This is a genomic window from Corynebacterium sp. HMSC28B08, from assembly GCF_001806865.1.
GTDB lineage: Bacteria > Actinomycetota > Actinomycetes > Mycobacteriales > Mycobacteriaceae > Corynebacterium > Corynebacterium auriscanis.
In genome coordinates this window covers 12,774-30,226 of record NZ_KV786184.1, presented here as the reverse complement: position 1 = coordinate 30,226, position 17,453 = coordinate 12,774, and the positions used below count along the sequence as shown (strand labels likewise).

Annotated in this window: 11 protein-coding genes; 6 read left to right on the top strand and 5 right to left on the bottom strand. The window is 57.6% G+C overall.

The features are described 5' to 3' along the window. Positions 1-129: 129 nt before the first annotated feature. Positions 130-1,032, bottom strand: a complete 903-nt coding sequence (gene ftsX, locus HMPREF3098_RS09825; protein WP_070434995.1) for a permease-like cell division protein FtsX — start codon at positions 1,030-1,032, stop codon at positions 130-132. Between the two features lie 27 nt (positions 1,033-1,059). Continuing rightward, entirely contained in the window at positions 1,060-1,749 is a 690-nt protein-coding gene (gene ftsE / locus HMPREF3098_RS09820; protein ID WP_070434994.1) for a cell division ATP-binding protein FtsE, read from the bottom strand. Between the two features lie 213 nt (positions 1,750-1,962). Between ftsE and HMPREF3098_RS09815 the strand changes: the two genes are divergently transcribed. After that, positions 1,963-3,606, top strand: coding sequence for an AbgT family transporter (locus HMPREF3098_RS09815; RefSeq protein ID WP_083284451.1), 1,644 nt, complete (start codon positions 1,963-1,965; stop codon positions 3,604-3,606). Between the two features lie 161 nt (positions 3,607-3,767). Continuing rightward, positions 3,768-7,244: a bifunctional proline dehydrogenase/L-glutamate gamma-semialdehyde dehydrogenase gene (locus tag HMPREF3098_RS09810; protein WP_070435030.1), complete on the top strand. Its 3,477-nt coding sequence runs from the start codon at positions 3,768-3,770 to the stop codon at positions 7,242-7,244. Positions 7,245-7,359: 115 nt separating this feature from the next. On the opposite strand, the gene prfB is transcribed toward HMPREF3098_RS09810, so the two are convergent. Next, positions 7,360-8,490, bottom strand: coding sequence for a peptide chain release factor 2 (prfB, locus tag HMPREF3098_RS09805; RefSeq protein WP_070434993.1), 1,131 nt, complete (start codon positions 8,488-8,490; stop codon positions 7,360-7,362). Positions 8,491-8,520: 30 nt separating this feature from the next. On the opposite strand from prfB, the gene HMPREF3098_RS09800 reads away from it, so the two are divergent. From HMPREF3098_RS09800 to HMPREF3098_RS09790, 3 genes are all read left to right on the top strand, one after another. Further along, positions 8,521-9,378: an inositol monophosphatase family protein gene (locus HMPREF3098_RS09800; protein ID WP_070434992.1), complete on the top strand. Its 858-nt coding sequence runs from the start codon at positions 8,521-8,523 to the stop codon at positions 9,376-9,378. A 110-nt stretch (positions 9,379-9,488) separates the two neighbouring features. After that, positions 9,489-10,340, top strand: a complete 852-nt coding sequence (gene hisN, locus HMPREF3098_RS09795) for a histidinol-phosphatase (protein ID WP_035113240.1) — start codon at positions 9,489-9,491, stop codon at positions 10,338-10,340. A 57-nt stretch (positions 10,341-10,397) separates the two neighbouring features. Next, positions 10,398-13,223, top strand: coding sequence for an acyltransferase family protein (locus HMPREF3098_RS09790; protein ID WP_083284449.1), 2,826 nt, complete (start codon positions 10,398-10,400; stop codon positions 13,221-13,223). A 192-nt stretch (positions 13,224-13,415) separates the two neighbouring features. On the opposite strand, the gene HMPREF3098_RS09785 is transcribed toward HMPREF3098_RS09790, so the two are convergent. Then, positions 13,416-13,955, bottom strand: coding sequence for an NADPH-dependent FMN reductase (locus tag HMPREF3098_RS09785; protein WP_070434991.1), 540 nt, complete (start codon positions 13,953-13,955; stop codon positions 13,416-13,418). A 31-nt stretch (positions 13,956-13,986) separates the two neighbouring features. Beyond that, entirely contained in the window at positions 13,987-15,495 is a 1,509-nt protein-coding gene (locus HMPREF3098_RS09780; protein ID WP_070434990.1) for an NAD-dependent succinate-semialdehyde dehydrogenase, read from the bottom strand. 260 nt (positions 15,496-15,755) lie between these two features. On the opposite strand from HMPREF3098_RS09780, the gene pgi reads away from it, so the two are divergent. Further along, the gene (pgi, locus tag HMPREF3098_RS09775; protein ID WP_083284446.1) at positions 15,756-17,450 is read left to right on the top strand and encodes a glucose-6-phosphate isomerase; all 1,695 of its coding nucleotides are present in this window, start codon (positions 15,756-15,758) and stop codon (positions 17,448-17,450) included. Positions 17,451-17,453 lie beyond the last annotated feature (3 nt).

Genomic DNA, 17,453 nt, shown 5'->3' with positions numbered 1-17,453 from the left:
GCGTTTTTGTTGGACTTCTGCTGCACATTCGTCTTTCAGCGAGAGGATGCCCGCAGTACAAAGCGGCAGGATTACCCCAACAACCTCACCTGTAGAATCAACAACCCATATGTGCCCCCAAGCATTTCCCTAGTTCTTCACGTACCACCGCAGGGTAATCTGCGCCGTGATGGCAGCGACCACCGCGCCCGTAAGAACGAGGAACGGTGCCGCCAGCCAGATATCGCTATCGGTGATGCGCGCGACCAGGTTGGCGTCATATAGAGAGCGCATCGCGCTATCGACCACCAGCTTCTTGCCGGCATACATGCCCCCAACCGCCAGCACGGCACCAATAACCGCACCAATAACAGCCTCCAGTACGAACGGCATCTGCGTGTACCAGCGGGAAGCACCCACCATGCGCATAATGCTGATCTCGTGGCGACGGCTGAATGCCGCGATCTGGACCATGTTCATAATGAGGAAGATAGCTGCCACAGCCTGCACAGCTGCGACCAAGAAGGAAGCGTTTCGCACAGCATCCAGGTTGCGGGTTGCAGCCTGCAGATCCTCACCTTGATCGACCACGTTAGCCACACCCGGATCGTTCTTGACGGCATCAATCGGGCCCGTCTCCGTGGGATCGGTCAGCCGCACGTGCAATGCTGCCGGGAATGCATCTTTACCGGTCTGCTCCACCAAACGCGGATCGGAATCCTTAAACAGCTCCACGAAGCGGTCATAGGATTGCTGTTTATTGCGGAACGTCACGGACTGTACTTCATCATCGCCCTCGAGCTTGTTCTTCAGCGCAGCACATTGTGCGCTAGTGCAGTCTTGGTCGGTGGAGGAAATCTTGTCGTCCAGCTGAACCATAACTTCCACGCGGTCGATGTAGATATCCTTCGTCCGCTCCGTCATATTCGTCAACAAAAACCCGGTGGCCAGCAGCGCAAGGGAAATCGCCGTTGTGATGATCATGGCAACGGTCATTGTTGCGTTACGACGGAACCCGGCCATTGCCTCGCGGAACACGAAACCAAAATTCATAGTGTTTTCTCTTTCCCGCTTCTCTTTTTAACGTCCAACGCCATACACGCCGTGGGCGTCATCGCGAACAATGGTTCCTTTGTCCAGCTCAATGACGCGCTTGCGCATGGAATCCACCGCCACGTCATCGTGGGTGGACATCACCACGGTTGTGCCTGCTTGATTAATCCGGTTCAGCAACAACATGATCTCCGACGAGGTATCGGGGTCGAGATTGCCGGTTGGCTCGTCAGCTAGCAGCACTAGGGGACGGTTTACCGACGCCCGCGCGATCGCCACTCGCTGCTGTTCGCCGCCTGATAGCTCGTGCGGATAACGATTCTCCTTCCCGTCCAAGCCGACAGTCTTCAACGCTTGGGGTACGAGCGTTTCAATGTCTGTGCGCTTCTTGCCAATCACCTCAAGCGCGAAGGCCACGTTTTCAAACACCGTCTTCTTTGGCAACAACCGAAAGTCTTGGAATACGTACCCAATGCGTTGCCGAAGCTTGGCCACGTCTTTGCCTTTCAGCTTGTTAACGTGGAAGTCTGCGACATGCAGATCGCCGGAATCCAGCTTCTCCTCACGCAGCATCAGTTGGAGGAACGTTGATTTGCCTGAGCCGGAAGGGCCGATGAGGAACACGAATTCGCCTTTATCTATAGCGATATTGATGTCCCTCAGGGCGGGGCGCCCCGCGGACTTGTAGCTCTTGGAGACGTTTTGGAATGTGATCACGGCTAAGTACTTTAGCTAAGACGCTGTTATTACTAAACCCCTAAGTGAAAGAAGTGATGCATGTGACCTAACCCTCAGACGCTAATTATCGAGTTCTCCTGCCCCTCAACCCCACAGAATGTAAAGTCACAACCCCACCCAGTTGAAGTTGGCGTCGAAAAACTAAGGCACTACTTCCCCACCCTCACCCGGCCACAGAGATAGAAAGATCACATGAGCGATCAGAGGACCGCAACCAAAGCCCGCGTCCCCGAAAAAGACGATAAAACCGACAACCAGCCCGGTGGATTCTTGGGCGCCGTTGAAAAGCTAGGCAACAAGCTACCGGATCCATTTTGGCTGTTCGTGATTCTCGGTGGACTGGTTTTGATATCCAGTTACATCGGCAACAAAGTCGGTTTAACCGCCATAAACCCCGAGAACGGCAAGCCCGTAGAAATTGTTAATCTGCTGAGCTCAGATGGACTGAAACTCATTGTCTCAGATGCCGTCGAAAACTACGTCAGCTTCCCACCCCTGGGCCTAATCATCACCGTCATGCTGGGGGTCGCTGTGGCCGAGCACTCCGGTCTCATCAGCGCTGTTGTCCGCGCGATCGTGTCCAAGGTAGGACCGAAGATGTTGACGTTTGTTGTCGCACTAGCCGGCGTGACAGGATCCGTGGCCTCCGATGCCGTGTACGTGATCCTGATCCCACTGGGTGCTGTTTCATTCCGGGCAATGGGACGATCACCCATCGTAGGTGCAATGGTGGCCTTCGCTGCATCCTCCGCCGGGTTCAACTCCTCCCTCATCCTCAATATCACCGACGTACTCCTCGGTGGAATCTCCACGTCTGCAGCGCACATTGTGGATAAGGAATACTACGTTTCCCCACTGGCAAACTACTTCTTCGTCGCAGCCAGCGCTATTGTTCTCGCCCTCATCATCACCGTTTTGACCGAGACGTTTATGAACCGTCGAGCAACCCAGCTGGTAGACCATGACCACATCGATTACACCCAAGTCACGTTCAACACAGGCCGTGACGGCGATGACGAACTCGCCCAAGACGTTCCTCAGGAAAAGCTCACCGAGTCCCTCCAGCTGGATCGGAAAGAATCCCGCGCGCTGGGGATCACCGGTGTGGTAGCCGCGGTTCTTCTAGCACTGTACTTCGCGATGCTATTTGTTCCGTTCTCACCTCTTCAAGGCGAGGGCGGCGACGTGATGTCCAGCCCGTTGATTACTGCCGTGGCCGTTCCGATTGCACTGACTTTCCTCATCCTAGGCATCGTCTATGGGGTGGGAATTAAATCCATTACATCCCTGAGCGACGTGCCAACGTTTATGGGCCGCGGAATTGAGACCCTCATTCCGATGATGGTGTTGTTCTTCGCGGTATCACAGTTTCTCGCATGGTTTAAGGCATCAAACCTAGGTTCCTGGACCGCGATTAAGGGCGCCGAGCTGCTGCAAAAGGCCGATCTTCCCCCACTGGTCCTGTTTGCCGCGTTCGTCGTTCTGGTGGCGCTGCTCAACCTGCTTATTACCTCCGGTTCCGCTCAGTGGGCCCTCATGGCCCCCATCGTGGTTCCCATGTTTATGTACGTAGGCTTTTCCCCCGAGGTCACCCAGATGCTGTTCCGTATAGGCGATTCCCCGTCGAACATCATCACCCCGATGAGCCCCTACTTCGCCCTCGCCCTGACCTTCTTACAGCGGTACTACAAAAAGGCCGGCATCGGCACGCTCATGTCACTGGCTTTGCCGTACTCCATTGCCATGCTGGTGGGTTGGTTCTTATTCTTCGCACTATGGTGGTCACTCGGACTCCCGCTGGGACCTGGCACCCCCATGGAATACCCCGCACCATAAGGGACGTGCTGCGGACTGTGGTATTTCCCGCCCCCGCGCACACCTCTCCAGCAGCAAGCTAGCCCTATCAATCTCTCGTTATTAGTGTGGTAACCGTACCCTGCACAAAATAGGGCCGGGGCTATCCATCTCGGCCACCGATTGAAGAATTGAGGTTGGCGTTGAGCAGCCAGGCTTTCACCCCGCGCCCGAATAGTTCCGATGTCGAGGCGGTGGTAACTAAAGCAATCCACCGCGCCGAGCAGTGGCTAGAGGTTGAAGAGACCTCCAAATCCACTAAGCAGCTTGCCGATATGGTGCATGACCCCGACGGTGTTGAATTCACCTTCGCCTTCGTAGACCGCGTTGCCCGCCCAGAGGACAACAAGGTTGCCGCCAAGGAGTTCATGCGCATTGCACACCCTCTGAAACGCACCGCCGATGTCCCAGGGTTCATGAGTTTCTTGGACCAAGTACTGGTCACCGCCGGTTCTGTAGCCGCGCCACTACTTCCCAGTGTGGTCATGCCCATTGCCCGCAAATACCTGCGCACTACCGTGGGCCACTTAGTTCTCGACGCGGAATCAAAGGCCTTGGATGACCTATTGGACCGCAGCCGCGAAGAGGGTTTCCGGCTCAACCTCAACCTCTTGGGCGAGGCGGTGCTCGGCGAGGCCGAGGCTCAAAAGCGTCTCGACGCCATCGTGGAACTGTTAAAGAACCCCCGCGTGGACTACGTTTCCGTCAAGGCGTCCTCCGTTGTCTCCCAGCTCAACCACTGGGATCTGGAGGGAAGCACCGAGCGCTTGAAGGAGCGCCTGCGCCCCCTCTACCGCCAGGCACTTAAACGCCAGCCACATCCATTCATCAACATGGACATGGAGGAATACAAGGACCTCGATCTCACCATCAAGCTGTTCACTGAGCTGATGGATGAAGAAGAGTTCCGTGAGCTGGAAGCCGGCATCGTTTTGCAGGCTTACTTGCCAGATACATTCGATGCTCTCACCAAGCTGACCGAGTACGCCAAGGAGCGCCGCGCCAAGGGCGGCGGCAAGATCAAGGTGCGCTTGGTTAAGGGTGCGAACCTGTCGATGGAGCGGGTGGATTCTGAGATTCACGACTGGCCCCAGGCGCCATACCTCACCAAGGCAGAGGTAGACGCCAACTACGTACGCCTCATCGATTACGCACTCCAACCGGAAAACGCTGATGCCATCCGCATCGGCGTGGCCTCGCACAACCTGTACCACGTGGCACTCGCCCACGAGCTCTCCGTTGTTCGCAACGTAGAAGAACAGCTGGATATCGAAATGCTGCAAGGCATGGCCCCCGGCCAAGCCCGCGCCGTCCGTGATGTTGTGGGTGGGCTCATCTTGTACACCCCCGTCGTCAAGGCCGAGGACTTCGACGTAGCCATCAGCTACTTGGTCCGTCGGCTGGAGGAAAACGGCGCCAAGCAGAACTTTCTCTATGCACTGTTCACACCTGGCGATGACGAGTCGGATGAAAACGGAAACACCCCGATGCAGGCACAGGAACGGCGCTTCCGCCATTCCGTACAGGATCGGTGGAAGACGTTTGCGGGCCGGCGTCGAACCCAAAATCGCCTGGAAGAAGAAGAGAAGAAACTGGGTTGCCGTAGCGATTCCACGCCAGGCAACTTCGTCAACGAGCCCGATACCGACCCGGTGCTGCCGGCGAACCGAGAATGGGCCAAGCGCATCGTCGCACCGGAATCCAACCCTGGACCCGCGCAAACCCCACCAGTCACCGATCCGGCCGCCATCGACGAAGCCGTGGCACGGTGCCGCGAGGCCGCTGAGAAGTGGTCGCAGAAGAGCGGCCACGAGCGCGCCGAGTTGTTGGACGCCGCAGCAGATGCACTGGCGAATAATCGCTCCAAACTGATCTCTGCGGCCGTCTTCGAGGCCGACAAGACCGTCGGTGAAACCGACCCTGAGGTTTCCGAGGCCATCGACTTCGCCCGCTTCTACGCAGAATCCGCCCGTGAGCTAGACCATGTCCGCGGATCCGTCTTCACTCCCTACAAGACGGTCGTGGTAACACCACCGTGGAACTTCCCCATCGCCATTCCATTGGGTGGTGTGTTCGCATCCCTGGCGGCTGGCGCCTGCGTCATTTTGAAGCCAGCCCCCCAGGTACTGCGCATCGCCGAGGTCTTTGTGGACATCCTCCGCGAGGCTGGAGTTACCGAGGACCTAGTGCAACTGGTCAATGCCGACGAAGCCGACGCCGGTAAGCGCCTCATCTCCCACCCAAATGTAGATTCCGTCATTCTCACCGGCGCATCCGAAACCGCCAAGCTGTTCCGCAGCTGGAAGCCCCGCATGGTCATCAACGCCGAAACCAGCGGTAAAAACGCCATTATCGTCACCCCAGCAGCCGATCCAGACTTGGCGGTGGCGGACATCTTCAAGTCGGCCTACGGACACGCAGGCCAGAAGTGCTCTGCGGCTTCGCTGATCATTACCGTCGGTTCCATCGGCAAATCCAAGCGCTTCATGGGCCAGCTGGTCGATGCGGTGCGCTCCATGAAGGTTGGGCCTGGCCACGACATTTCTACCTACATGAACGGCATTATCGAGCCTCCCGGGGATAAACTGCTGCGCGGCCTGACCCAGCTGGACAACGGTGAAAAGTGGCTGGTCAAGCCAGAAAAGCTGAACGAGGAAGGCACCTTGTGGAGCCCCGGTTTGCGCGATAACGTCCAACCCGGCAGCTGGTTCCATACCCACGAGTGCTTCGGCCCCGTGGCAGGCATCATGCACGCCGAAACTCTCGATGAAGCCATCGAGTGGCAAAACTCCACGGGCTTTGGCCTGACCGGTGGCATACACACTATCGACGTGGAGGAAACCGCTTATTGGCGCGAGCGCGTGGAGGTCGGCAACGCCTACGTTGAACGCGGCATCACCGGCGCTATCGTGCAGCGCCAGTCCTTCGGTGGTTGGAAGAATTCCTCCTTGGGCTCGGGTGCCAAGGCCGGTGGCCCGAACTACGTAGCCCAGCAGGGTGTATGGACCGAAGGTGACCTCGGACAACTGGTTCCGGGCACGTTGCCCACAAAGATTACGCAGCTGTTGCGCGAAATCCGCGGTCTGGGCTCCCCTGTTTTGGACAAGGAGGACCACGTGTGGCTGCGCCGCGCGGCGGAATCCGATGCCCACGCTATGGCCACGGAATTCGGAGTAGAGCACGACAACACGGCATTGGTTGTGGAGTCCAACATCTTCCGCTACAAGCCCTTGTTGGAGCCACTGCGCGTGCGCGTCCACGCGGGGGCAAACCCACGCGACCTGCTACGACTGAAGCTGGCTTCCGCAGCTACCGGCACCGAGTTGGACATTTCTGCCAGCCACGAAGTCGCTTCCTCGTGGGGTGAGCTGGGCACACGCATGCGGGTTGTCTCCGACGAGGACTTCGCCGAGGAAGTCGAGACCGCCCAGTCGGTCCGCGTTCGTTCCTTGGGTGTAGCCCCGGATTCCCTCTACCAGGCTGCTGCGCAGTCGGGCTCCGTCATCCTGGATCAGGATGTTCTGCCAGATGGTCGCCGCGAGCTGTTGCCACTGCTATTAGAGCAGGCCGTTTCCACCACCGAGCACCGTTTCGGCTACATCCATGGCCTGACCCCTTAGTCAGCGTGCTTCGGCCCTCGTTGTAGCAGGGCCATCTCCCTGCCCCTAGGTCTCACGTGGCCTGGGGGTTTCTACGTTTTTTATCCCGACGCCACCTCGCCGCACTACATAACGATTAGTCCTCGTTCACCTGGGACATTCGCCAGCGGATTCCCGCTTCGAGGAACCCATCCAGGTCGCCGTCCAAAACTTTAGACGGATCATTGACCTCGTAATTGGTGCGCAAGTCCTTCACCATTTGGTACGGGTGCAAGACATAGGAACGCATTTGGTTACCCCATGAGGCATTACCTCCGGCGCCGAGAGCATCCATTTCCGCGCGTTCTTCTTGACGCTTGCGCTCCAGCAGTTTCGCTTGGAGCACGCGCAGTGCACTAGCTTTGTTCTGGATCTGGGACTTCTCGTTTTGGCAGGTAACCACGATTCCGGTGGGAATGTGCGTCAAACGAACCGCAGAATCGGTGGTGTTCACCGACTGACCACCCGGACCGGAGGACCGGTAGACGTCGACGCGCACTTCAGCATCGGGAATGTCGATGTGGTCGGTTTGCTCCACGACCGGCAATACCTCAACCTCAGCGAAGGAGGTCTGACGTTTGTCGCCACCGCTGCCGAACGGGCTCAGGCGCACCAATCGGTGGGCCCCCTGTTCCACGGATAGCGTGCCATACATGTACTCCCCATGCACCACGAAGGTGGCCGACTTGATACCCGCCTCTTCCGCATAGGAAATGTCATAAATGTCCACCTTGTAACCGGATTTGTCGGCCCACCGCGTGTACATCCGCATAAGCATCTCCGCCCAGTCGGCGGCATCCACGCCGCCGGCACCGGAACGAATGTTCACGACTGCCTCGCGCTGATCGTACTCGCCGGACAGCATGGTGGTGACTTCCAGGGATTCGATTTCCCTGCGCAGTTCCGCACGCTCATCATCGGCCATTTCCAGGGCCTCTTGGGCGGAATCTGGGTCTTCCGAAGCGGCTTCATCAGCCATGTCGTACATCACCGGTAGGTCCTCGAGCCGCTGGCGCAGCGAGGTCACTTTCCGGAGTTGCCCCTGGGCGCGCGAGAGAGCGGAAGTCACCTTTTGGGCGTGGTCCGGATCGTCCCACAAACTGGGATCGGCTGCCCGATCTTCCAGTTCCCGAACGGAATCGGCCAACGCATCCAAGTCCAGTACTTTCTCAATGGTGGTGAGAGTGCTGTCTAGTTCTTTCAGGTCGGTCGTGACTTCCATCTGCATAGTGGGCAAGTTTACCCGCTGGTAGGCACAATGGAGTTCATGGCTTCCGATAACTCACCGATCCCACAGGACATGCTCGACGCGATCATTAAGACGTTCATGGTGGCGCATGTCGACGATACTGATGAACACCTCGCCCAAGCGCTGGTTTTTAATGCCGGTCGCTTGGCTTGGCGCATGCGCGAGTCCGGTTTAACAACGGAGACTAAAACTTCCGTCAGTGATGTGGTCACCGCCGCCGACCGTGCAGCTGAAAAGTTTATTGCTGACGTTTTGCGTGCATTCCGCCCCGAGGACGGCCTGCTCGGCGAAGAAGGCACCCAACAAGAATCCACATCGGGTCGCACCTGGGTCATCGACCCCGTGGATGGCACGTACAACTTCACCATCGGATCGGATTACTGGTGTTCCGCACTGGCCTTGGTGGAAGGCTCACCAGAGAACCCCGATCGGGTGATCTTCGGCGCCGTGCACCGGCCGGCCATGGGCCAAACTTGGTTCGGCGGACCGGATATCCCCACTACCTTGGATGGCAAGCCCATCCGCGCGTCCACAGCTCCCCCGGAACAAACCTGCCTCAGCGGCTACTTGCACCCCACCGATTTCGCGCAACCACGCATCGCTACTGCTTGGCAGTCCGTAGTTCAAGAATTTGCTACGACCAGAATGTTCGGCTCTGCTTCCGTGGATCTTGGAAGCGTGGCTGCAGGCCAGCTGGGTTGCTGGATGCAGCGAAGCGTGAAGAGCTGGGATTGGCTACCCGGCCAAGCTCTCGTTGAAGGCGCTGGAGGCAAGACTGTGCGGGTCGAAGGCCAGGGAACTACGTGGTCCATTGCAGGTTCGCCAGCCGCGGTGAATGTGGCGTCGGAAAGAATTCAGCAGGCCTAACACCCCCGAAAGCTCAGAAGTCACAATAATTACTTGCTGCCCCAGGAATTCACAGCAACCTGTGACTTTGAGGTTCTTGTATTTAGCACAAGGCACGCTAGCATAACCCTATGACTGAATCGCCAAGCTCCGCATCCTCCAGCTACTCCGCTGATCTCACCCTTGCTCTGAGCTTGGCGGATGCCGCGGATCACATCACCATGTCACGGTTTGAATCCACTGATCTGCGCGTTGAAACAAAGCCAGACCTGACCCCTGTCAGTGATGCCGATACCGCGGTGGAGCAGGAACTTCGCTCCATCATCGCCACCCACTACCCGGAGGACGAGATCCTCGGCGAGGAATTCGGTGGTTCCGCAACGTTCCAGGGGCGCCAGTGGGTCATCGACCCAATCGATGGCACCAAGAACTTCGTGCGCGGTGTGCCAGTGTGGGCTACGCTCATCGCTCTATTGGAAGATGGCAAGCCGGTCGTCGGAGTTGTCTCCGCACCTGCCCTCACGCGCCGGTGGTGGGCCGCTGACACCATGGGAGCGTGGCGTTCGTTTTCCACCCCTGCAGCCTTGGGGGCGGACCACCCTATCCCATCCGCTGAGCCGCGTTCTCTACGCGTTTCTGGGGTGACCTCAATCGGTGACTCATCTGTGGCTATTTCCTCGCTGTCTGGCTGGGCAGATTGCGGTTTGCGGGAGCAGCTGATTTCTTTGACCGACGACGCCTGGCGCCTCCGTGGCTACGGAGACTTCTGGTCCTACATGTTGGTCGCAGAAGGGGCAGTGGATATCGCAGCGGAACCGGAGGTTTCCCTGTGGGACCTCGCTGCGCTGGTACCCATTATCAGCGAAGCTGGCGGGCGCTTTACTTCGGTTACAGGGGAGGAGGGCCCGCACGGTGGTTCCGCGTTAGCTACGAACGGCGCACTTCACGAGGCCGTGTTGGGTTACTTAGCTGCAGAGAAATAGACTAGAAATCCACCTTTATCCCACATTCACTCTCCTCTACATCTGACTGCTCTTCCTATGCCCGATTTCTTCCGCAAGATTCGCAAAGATAGCACCGCCTTCGTGCGCGAGCATGTTACCCCGCGAGTCCGCAAGCGTTTCTCCGCAATTCAAAATCCCACAGATACTGATTCTTCTGACTCCCTGCAACGCCACGCGCCGAAGCAGGTTTCGAGCACTAAGCCAAGTGCGGGCGTGCAACCAGATGCCGCCGCCACGCAGGACCCTGGCTCCAAGGAAAACTCGAGCACTAGGCCAAGTGCGGACATGCAACCAGACGCTGCCGCCACGCAGGGCCCTGGCTCCAAGGAAAACTCGAGCACTAAGCCAAGTGCGGGCACCAAGCGCAGTGGGGAGAAAGCGGAATCGCACACACCCGCGCACGAAGAAAACAGCAGTCGCGGCAAAGCCTCGGAAAACAAGCCTGCCGCAGTGCACATGAAGCGCATCCGCGATGCTCGCGAGGCACGAAAGATGCGGGAAGCTCGCGCGGAACGAATCCGCGCCTCCCGTTCGGCCGGTCGCTACGGCAAGTCGCGAGCATCGCTGCCGCATCGCAAGGCAACCAATCCCCACACACGCGAAGCAACCGCTTTTCAGCCCAAGCCGGCAACCTCTTTCCCCAGCGCGGCGAAGGCACCAAGTCTGCAGCGCAGCGTGGCGGCCCGCAAAACTGCCACTAAACGCGCTAGCTCAACCCCTCAATCACGTTCGCCCAAAACCGACACACAATCAAATACCCAGTCCAGTGCGCCAGTTCAAACACGGAACGAAAGCAAGGACACTTCCACGTCACAGACTCTCGCTCCTCAGGCCAGCGCTCGGCCGGCTGCGCCGCAACAGCGTCGCAAGGAGAATACTCCTGCCGCAACGTCCCCGGCACAACTAACCGGACCGTCCCCGGCGCGCTCCCGCGCCATTTCTACCTCCCCCCGCCCTGTTCCACAGCGGCGCCACATCCCGGGCTTGGACGGCGTGCGTGGCATCGCGGTCATCGCGGTTTTGCTGTACCACTTTTGGCCCAACCTCGTTCCTGGGGGGTTCATGGGCGTGGACGTTTTCTTCGTGCTTTCGGGTTACCTCATCACGTTTCTCCTAGTAAGGGAGTATCGAAAGACTGGGCGCATCAGCCTCAAACAGTTTTGGTTGCGAAGGTTACGCCGAATTCTCCCCGCCGCGTTGATTGTCATTGCCGTCTGTACTGCGTTGGTATCGCTTTTCCGCGGGGATATCGCGGTCAAGATCGGTTATCACGCGCTTACTAGTGCGCTATTTGTTAGCAACTGGGGCCAGATCGCGGAATCGGGTAGTTACTTTTCCGATGCTGACCTGAACATCTTTACCCACTACTGGTCCCTATCCATTGAAGAGCAATTCTACTTGTTCTGGCCTTTGTTGGTCTTGGCGATTCTCGCCATCGGTACTCGCAAACGCGCTGAACGCGACCAGCTGTCCCTGTTGCTCTACGTAACAATGGCCATCGGTATCGCATCGTTCGCCGCAATGTTAGTTCTCTACAACCCGCAGGATGATCCAACGCGAGTGTACTTCGGTACGGATACACATGCTTTTGGTTTAGCTGTGGGCGCCGCTATCGCTTTTATGGTGTCCCGGGGGTCTTCTTTCTTGACGCCCACGAGCGCCCCCGCTTTGTCTTCCACCGGTGCCTCAGCTCGCCTGAAATTGAATGTTGAGGTCGCTGCATGGGCAGGTTTTGTCGCTCTCATCCTGATGTTTTTGACGGTCCAAGACACGTCTAGTTTCACCTACCGCGGTGGATTGCTGATCGCTAGTTTGCTCACCGGCTGGTTGGTGGCCCTGTCAGTGCGCGGCCGGGGCAGCCTCGTGCGCGTATTGTCCCACCCCGGATTGGCCTGGTTTGGCGACCGCTCCTTCAGCCTCTACTTGTGGCACTGGCCGCTGTTTTTGATGTTCAAGCAGCTCTACACGCAGACCATGGACATGCACGGTAACTCCGCCACCAAGGTAGGGGTTCCGGTCAGTGCTTTGATAGCAACGTTGGCTTGTACTTACGCTACGTACCACTACGTGGAGAATCCTTTCCGAAAGCAGGGCTATCGTAAGACCGTTACCACGCTAAAAGGCCCCCGGTTGGCCGCTACCACTGCCACCGCAAGCTTGATTTGTGTGGGCATGGTGGTAGCCATCTTGACGGCACCCGCTCAAACCAATGTGGAGAAGCAGTTGCAGGCATTGGCCGCTCAGCAAGAACAGCAAAAGCAGCGTCTGGCCTCCGCTAACCAAAGCCAAGCAACGGGTGCGGCTGCCGATCCGATGGCTTCCCCCATCAAGAGCCACCAGCTTCCCAAGGGAAAGGCAATCACAGCCATTGGCGACTCGGTGATGTTGGCCAGCTACAACGCGCTGACGAAACGCTACCCGGGCATATTCGTTGATGCCGATGTGTCCCGCCATTACAGTGGCGGCGAACCAGTCTTGGAAAACCTGAAGGCACAAAAGAAACTCCGCAACACGGTTGTCCTAGGCTTCGGTACAAACGGGCAAGCCTTTCCAGGCCAATTGGAGCGCATGCTGGATGTCATCGGCCCAGATCGCACTGTGATTATTGTGGCTCCCTATGGGCCAGTACCTGGAATCTCCGATGCCGCGCAGCAGGTCATCAGTTTCGCAAAAACTCGGCCGAATGTTTTTCCTGCCATGTGGTGTCAGTTAGCTGCTGATAACCCTGAGGCCTTATATAGCGATCGCGTGCACCCTAAGCCGGAGCGGGCAAACCTTTACGTTCGAGCGATCACGGATGCGCTCAAAATCGCGGCGTCGGGTAAGCAAGAACCACCCCTCACGTGCCCGGTAGCCAGCTAGGAGCCATGCAGCCTAGTTGGTTGCCGGGGGCCTAGCTCAACGCCGTACGACAAGCGAAACGGCAACAAACAATGGGAGATAACGCAGAGGCAAACTGCAGACATGCGAAACGGGCCCCGCTTCTGCAGCCGGGGCCCGTCGTTATTGCAAGAAGTTCTAGAATCAGCGTCGCTGAGTCTGGGACTTCTTCCCTTACGCTTCTTCTTTCAACAACTCCGCAACAATTGCCTTGAGTTCTTCAGCCTTTTCGGGTCGGGGAGCGAATTCCTCACCTTGTGCATCTTCGCCAAACACGTTGAGTGCCAACGCGTTCTCTACATCCCGCATCTTGAAGTTCTTTACGATCGGCCGCCAAGCGGTGACGGCCCGGGCCGCACCATTTCCGCCATAGCCGACGAAAGCCACGGGCTTGCCCGACCATTCAACCATCAAGTGATCCACAGCGTTCTTCATCGGCCCAGGAACTCCCCCGTTGTATTCCGGGGTAACGAAGATGAAACCATCGTAGGACGCAACCGCATCAGCAAATCGCTGCACCTCAGGGTCGGGATAGCTGCCCTCGCAGCCGGCCGGCATATAAGGTACGTCCAACAACGGAACGTTGAAATCCTTCAGATCCACCAGTCCGAATTCCGCGCCAGCTACATCGGCAACGGAATCCAGGACCCACTTGCCGATGGTTGCACCACGGCCTTCACGTCGGATTGATCCAACAAAAACACCAATTCTCATGACCATGATTTTACGCAAGGGTTGGTCTGGTTTAAATATCGAGCGCGAGGTACTTAGTTTCTTGGTATTCATCGATACCTTCGAAACCACCTTCGCGGCCTACACCGGACTGCTTCATACCGCCGAAAGGCGCGGCGGCATCGGAGATAATGCCGCGGTTCACGCCGATCATCCCGGCTTCCATACGCTCCGCGAACCGCATCGTATTCTTCATATCCGTCCCACAGACATATCCGGCCAAACCCCAGATCGTGTCGTTGGCAACGCGAAGCGCTTCCTCGTCACTGGCCACGCGCTGCACGGCGAGGACTGGACCGAAAATTTCACGTTGGGCAATCTCGAATTCAGGTTCAACGTCCGTCAGAACTGTGGCTGGGTACCAAAAACCGTTCGGGTCGAGGTCAGGATGAGTTTCTGTCAGCTTCGCAGCGGCCTCTGGCCCACCCAGCGCCACCTTGGCCCCCTCTTCGATGGCCTTTTCCACCATGCCGGCCACCTTGTCACGCTGCTCGGCGCTGACCATCGGCCCTTGCGTGGTTTTCTCGTCAGTTCCTGGTCCTAGGACAAACTCGCCTAGTTTTTCGACGACGCCACGCTCAAACCGATCTGCCACATCTTCGTGCACGATAAACCGGTTGGAGGCAATACATACCTGTCCTCCACCACGCATCTTGGAGGTCACGGCGGCCTCCACCGCTAGGTCAACATCAGCGTCGTTCAGCACCACAAATGGCGCGTTACCACCGAGCTCCAAAGACGTGCGGATTGTCTTTTCGGCTGCCTTCGATGCCAGCATCTGCCCCACCTCCGTGGATCCGGTGAAGGTGAATTTCCTCAGGCGGTCGTCATCCAACAACACCGAAATGTTTTTCGCACTCTTGGTGGGTAACACCTGGAAAACCCCGTCAGGCAAACCGGCTTCCTTGGTCAGTTGAGCGAGGAACAGCATGGTCAGAGGAGTGAGTTGCGCGGGCTTTGCAATCATCACGCAACCCGATGCCAAGGCCGGAGCCAGTTTGCGGGCGATCATCGCGAGGGGGAAATTCCACGGCGTGATGGCCAGGGCTGGACCTACCGGCTGCTTAATGGTCACGATGCGACCCTGCCCACCAGGCGCCACTCGGTATTCACCGGTATCTGAGACCGCCCGCTCGGAGAACCAGCGGAAGTATTCACCGCCATAGGTCACCTCGCCACGTGAATCGGGCAACGCGCGACCGAGTTCAAGGGATTGCAGTGCAGCGAGCTTCTCATCGTTTTCCATGATGAGATCAAAGATTCTGCGCAGAATCTCTGCACGTTCACGAGGAGCCGTGTTTCCCCACTCTTCCTGCGTTTCCACGGCGATGTCCATGGCCTCCGCCGCGTCTTTCTCCGTCGCACTATGGACAGATGTGATGGGGGAACCCGTGGCGGCGTCGAGAACATCAAAAGATTCGTGAGAACTGCCGGCCTTCCACTGCCCTCCGACGAGCAAGCCGGTGGGCACGTCAATGGTGAGGTCGTTTACGTGCAATGTGGTGAAAAGATTGTCAGTCATACCTTCTACTGTGCCACCGTCTGGAGAATTATGCTGAAAGCGGGAACGAAAGGCTGACTGTCAAGGCGGGAACGAAAGGCTGACTGTGAAAGCGGAAACGGGAGACTGACTGTCAGGGCCCGGCAGCGGATCAAGCGATGGGGTCTAGGTGTGGAATGAGCTGGGCGGGTTTATCAGACCCGTCCCACGCACAGTGAGAATTTTTCCACTAGCGTGGTGAGTAAGTTTTTTGGTCGCCCCCAATTCTGCTAGGAGTTCCTGTGACGAACGCGGACCATCGTGAAACCATCGATGCCTCATACGAATGGACGAAATTGCGCGATCATGCCGCCGAAATGAGGGGCACCTCGTTACGAGAACTGTTCGCCGAGCAGCCGGGGCGCTCGAGCGATATGACGTTCCCCGTTGGCCCATTGCACGTTGACCTGTCGAAAAACTTAGTTGATGAGCGCACGCTCCGGCTTTTGATGGGGTTGGCCACCGCCGCCCGTTTGGAAGATCGTCGCAATGCGATGTTCAGTGGCGAAAAGATCAACACGACCGAGCAGCGCGCTGTACTCCATACCGCTCTACGAGTCCCCGTCGAGCGCGAATTCAGCGCAAATGGCCAGGATATTGCCGCGGACGTTCACGACGTGCTGGGCCGGATGCGCGATTTCGCCAAGGCACTGCGAAGCGGAGCCTGGCAAGGAGTTACCGGCCACACCATTAAAAATGTTGTAAACATTGGAATCGGCGGGTCGGATTTGGGCCCGGCCATGGCTGCCCGCGCGCTGCGCCCATATTTGACCGCGGGTATTACCCCGCATTTCATTTCAAATATTGACCCAGCTGACCTGTCGGCCACGCTGGATGGCCTCGATGCTGAATCTACACTTTTCGTTATCTCTTCGAAGACTTTCACCACCTCAGAGACTCTGGCAAACGCCCACGCTGCCCGTCGCTGGCTTTTGAATGAGCTCTCGCGGGCCGATGTCGATGTTGAAGGTGACGCAGCAGTGCGGGACATCACCGCGAAGCACTTCGTAGCTGTTTCTACTAATGCAGAGGCTGTCCAGGAATTCGGCATTGACGTAGCCAACATGTTTGGCTTCTGGGATTGGGTCGGTGGACGGTATTCAATCGATTCCGCTATTGGCCTGAGTTTGATGGCAGCCATCGGCCCGCAGGACTTCATGCGATTCTTGGACGGGTTCCATGCGGTAGACGACCACTTCCGTTCGGAACCACTGGAGATGAATGTGCCAGTACTCATGGCGCTGTTCGGAGTGTGGTACACCAACTTCCTAGGCGCGGAATCGCATGCGGTTTTGCCTTATAGCGAGGACTTATCCCGCTTCCCCGCCTACCTCCAGCAATTAATGATGGAGTCCAACGGCAAGTCAGTCCGATTGGACGGTTCGACCACGCCCTATTCCACGGGAGAGATTTACTGGGGTGAGCCCGGCACCAACGGGCAACACGCGTTTTTCCAGTTGCTGCACCAAGGCACCCACCTAATTCCTGCTGACTTCATTGGTTTCTGCAATCCTCACGACGATCACATCGCCGCCGATGGCGAAACCAGCATGCACGACATGCTGATGAGCAATTTCTTCGCGCAGACGCGCGTGCTCGCATTCGGTAAGAATGCAGATGAGCTGCGCGAAGAGGGGGTCAGCGAAGAACTCATTGCCCACAAGGTCATGCCGGGTAACCGCCCGAGCACCACAATTTTGGCGGATAAGTTGACCCCAGATGTACTGGGCGCTTTAATCGCGCTCTACGAACATATTGCTTTCACCCAAGGTGTGATCTGGGGAATCAACAGCTTCGACCAGTGGGGGGTTGAGCTGGGGAAGAAGCAAGCCAATGAGCTGCTTCCAGCCGTCAGCGGGAGAACCCCTTCGGATTCGGGAGATTCCTCGACGGATAGTTTGATTAACCACTACTGCGGTGTTCGCAGGTATCGTTAACAT